The organism is Collinsella sp. LCP21S3_D3 (assembly GCF_052118305.1).
Taxonomy (GTDB): domain Bacteria; phylum Actinomycetota; class Coriobacteriia; order Coriobacteriales; family Coriobacteriaceae; genus Collinsella.
Genome location: NZ_JBQKHK010000038.1, coordinates 1 through 2,776, shown reverse-complemented (window position 1 = coordinate 2,776; position 2,776 = coordinate 1). Strand labels below are relative to the sequence as shown.

The window sequence follows — 2,776 nt, the reverse complement described above, 5'->3', positions numbered from 1 at the left end:
GAAGGGGTCCATGACCCACCTCGCGTTGGGGCAGCGGCGCTTGACCAGCTGCCTTATCCACCTCGCGCCGTCGGCGGTCACCACCTCTATGGCGCGCCTCTGCTCGCGCGTTGTTAGCGCTAATCTAAAATTGACCACTTTCGCAAACGCATCTCGCCGAATGCGCTAACGCGCTTTCGCCGGCCCCGCTAACGCACTTTCACCAACTGCGCTAACGGAACTATGCTCCGATCGGGTATCCGACCCGGGAGGAGCGGGATATGGAGCGAAACGTAATGGGAGAGCTGAACGTCTACAGGGGGTCCGGCGCGAAGCCGAACTTCAGCGAGATCGCGAGGAGGCACGGCATGGACCGGCACACGGTCGCCAAGTACTGGCGGGAGGGCGAGTCCGCCGCCGACGGGAGGTCCGCGAGGGGCAGCGCCTTCGACCCGCTCGAGGAGGTGATCCGCGCGAAGGCCCAGCTGCCCGGGATGACCAAGATGGCCGTCTACGCGTTCCTGCGCGAGGGCCGCGGGGAGGGGCTGCCCGGGTACGGCGCCTTCACCGCCTGGTGCCGGGCCCGCGACGTGCCCTTCGGGGGCGCGGGCGGCCGCGAGCCGCACCCGCGGTTCGAGACGCCCCCGGGCAGGCAGCTGCAGTTCGACTGGAAGGAGGGCATGAGGCTCGTCGACTCGGAGGGCGAGGTCTTCGATTTCAGCGTGTTCACCGCGACGCTCGGCTACTCCCGGAAGCACCGCTTCATACCGGTCAGGAGCCGCACGCTCGACGACCTGCTGTCCTGCCTGCTCGCCACCTTCACCCGCCTCGGCGGCGTCCCGGAGGAGTGCATCACGGACAACATGTCGTGCCTGGTGACCGTCTCTGGCCGCAGGAGGACCAGGCAGGAGAGGGCGTGGCGGTTCGCGCGGGAGGCCGGCTTCGAGCTCAGGCTCTGCGCGCCGCGCTCGCCGCAGACCAAGGGCAAGGACGAGTCGGCCAACCGCTTCCTGAACCGCCTGCTCGCCTACGGCGGCGAGTTCACCGGGTGGAGCGGCCTCGCCGAGGCGGTGGCCCGGGTCGAGGCCCAAGCCAACTCGGAGCCGAACCGCACCACCGGCCTGCCGCCCGACGTGCTGTTCATGCGGGAGAAGGAGTGCCTGCGGCCCATCGGGAACCTCCGTCTCCTCGAGTCGATGGTGGGCGACGTGAGCGTCCAGACCGTCCCGCCGACCATGCTCGTCAGGGCCGCCGGCAGGGAGTGGTCCGTGCCCAGGCGCTGCATCGGCCGGCGCGTGAGCGTCGTGGCGATGCCCGGCGGCCAGGTCGTGGTGAGGATGGCCGGCGAGGAGGTCGCCGTCCACGACGCCGCGTCCGGGCCGTCGAGGCCCATCAACTACGACCCCGACCACTACGGGCAGGCCCTCGAGGGGAAGCGGGGCCTGGCCGACGCGGACATCGCCGAGGCCGCGCGCGCCAACCTCGCGCTGCTCGACTCGCTCGGAGGGGCGTGATGGGCGCCGTCGCGGAGGGCAGCCCCTCGATCAGGGCGCAGGCGAACCTCTCCGCGCTCGGGCTGCACGAGATGGCGGCGTCCCTGCCCGACTACGTGAGGATGGTCGCCGCGGGCGAGCGGGGCTTCGCCTCCGCCCTCGAGGAGATGACGCGCGTCGAGGTCGCCGCCCGGGAGGTCAGGATCACCAGCCAGCGCATACGGTCGTCGGGGTTCCCCTACGTCAAGGGGCTGGCGGACTTCGACTGGGACTTCCAGCCGTCGGTCCCGCGCGCCGAGATCGAGGAGCTCGCGACCCTGAGGTTCGTCGAGCGGGCCGAGAACGTCCTGTTCGTGGGGAGCCCCGGCGTGGGCAAGACGCACCTCGCCGTCGCGCTGGGCATCGAGGCGGTCAGGGCGGGGCGCGAGGTCAGGTTCGTGGACTGCGCCCGGCTCGTCGAGGACCTGGAGGACGCCTCGTCGCGCGGCATCCTCAAGAAGAGGCTCAGGTACTACGCCCACTCGAGGCTGCTGATCATCGACGAGCTCGGCTACCTCGACGTCGGCAGCGCGGGCGCGGACCTGCTGTTCCAGCTGATATCGACGCGCTACGAGCAGCGCTCGACGATCATCACCACCAACGTGGGGATCAGCGGCTGGGGCAGGGTGTTCGGGGACGACGTGGCGGCGAGCGCGATCGCGGACAGGGTGTGCCACCACTGCCACCTGGTCAAGATAACGGGCAGGTCCTACAGGCTGAAGGACCTGCCGAGGGACGGCCCCGTCGAGCCGTGACCGGAATCGGTGAAAATACGTTAGCGCAACCGGTGAAACCGCCTTTGCGCGAACGGCGCGCCTGTTTAGCGAAACTGGTGAAAAATAGATTGACGCTAACACGCGTGAGCTCGTCGAGGAACAGGTTGAGCACGTCCTTGCCGGTGCCCTCGTGCGCCCAGATGAGGCAGCCGCGGTCGTGGTCGACGACCACCGTGACGTACTTGTGGCCCTTCTTGTACGACGTCTCGTCGATGCCGATGCGGCGCACGCCGTCGAACCTCGAGGCGCCGCGCGCGGCCTCCAGCTCGGCGTAGACGCGCCTGCACACGCCGCCCACGCTGTGCCACTCGACGCGGGCGAGCTCGGAGACCGCCGAGGCGGTGCAGCGGACCGCCAGCCACGCCACCCAGTCCTCGAAGTCGCGCGTGAAGCGCGCCCCGTGCCGCGCCCAGGGGACGGCCTCGGTGCGCACGCCGTGCTCCGGGCAGCGCACCCTGCAGGGCGCGTACTCCAGGTAGCAGGCCGAGC

4 protein-coding genes are annotated in these 2,776 nt (G+C 69.9%); 2 read left to right on the top strand and 2 right to left on the bottom strand.

Annotation, left to right across the window (positions count from 1 at the left end):
• Positions 1-138: transposase (locus tag ACTQ1S_RS09170; protein WP_441547555.1), on the bottom strand; the 138-nt coding region annotated here is incomplete at its 3' end.
• A gap of 122 nt (positions 139-260) precedes the next feature.
• On the opposite strand from ACTQ1S_RS09170, the gene istA reads away from it, so the two are divergent.
• Together istA and istB are read left to right on the top strand one after the other, a co-directional pair.
• Complete coding sequence (gene istA, locus ACTQ1S_RS09165; protein ID WP_441547554.1) at positions 261-1,493, top strand: IS21 family transposase; 1,233 nt, start codon at positions 261-263, stop codon at positions 1,491-1,493.
• Positions 1,493-2,266 carry an IS21-like element helper ATPase IstB gene (istB, locus tag ACTQ1S_RS09160; RefSeq protein WP_427719878.1) on the top strand — a complete coding sequence of 258 codons (774 nt, stop codon included), beginning with the start codon at positions 1,493-1,495 and terminating at the stop codon, positions 2,264-2,266. Before istA ends, istB begins: the two co-directional genes overlap by 1 nt.
• On the opposite strand, the gene ACTQ1S_RS09155 is transcribed toward istB, so the two are convergent.
• A partial coding sequence (locus tag ACTQ1S_RS09155; protein WP_441547553.1) for a helix-turn-helix domain-containing protein occupies positions 2,202-2,776 on the bottom strand: 575 nt, incomplete at its 5' end. The two genes, istB and ACTQ1S_RS09155, sit on opposite strands and share 65 nt — an antisense overlap.

Coding starts and splice junctions, on each gene's coding strand:
- istA (WP_441547554.1), top strand. CDS start 261: ATGGAGCGAAACGTAATGGGAGAGCTGAACGTCTACAGGGGGTCCGGC.
- istB (WP_427719878.1), top strand. CDS start 1,493: ATGGGCGCCGTCGCGGAGGGCAGCCCCTCGATCAGGGCGCAGGCGAAC.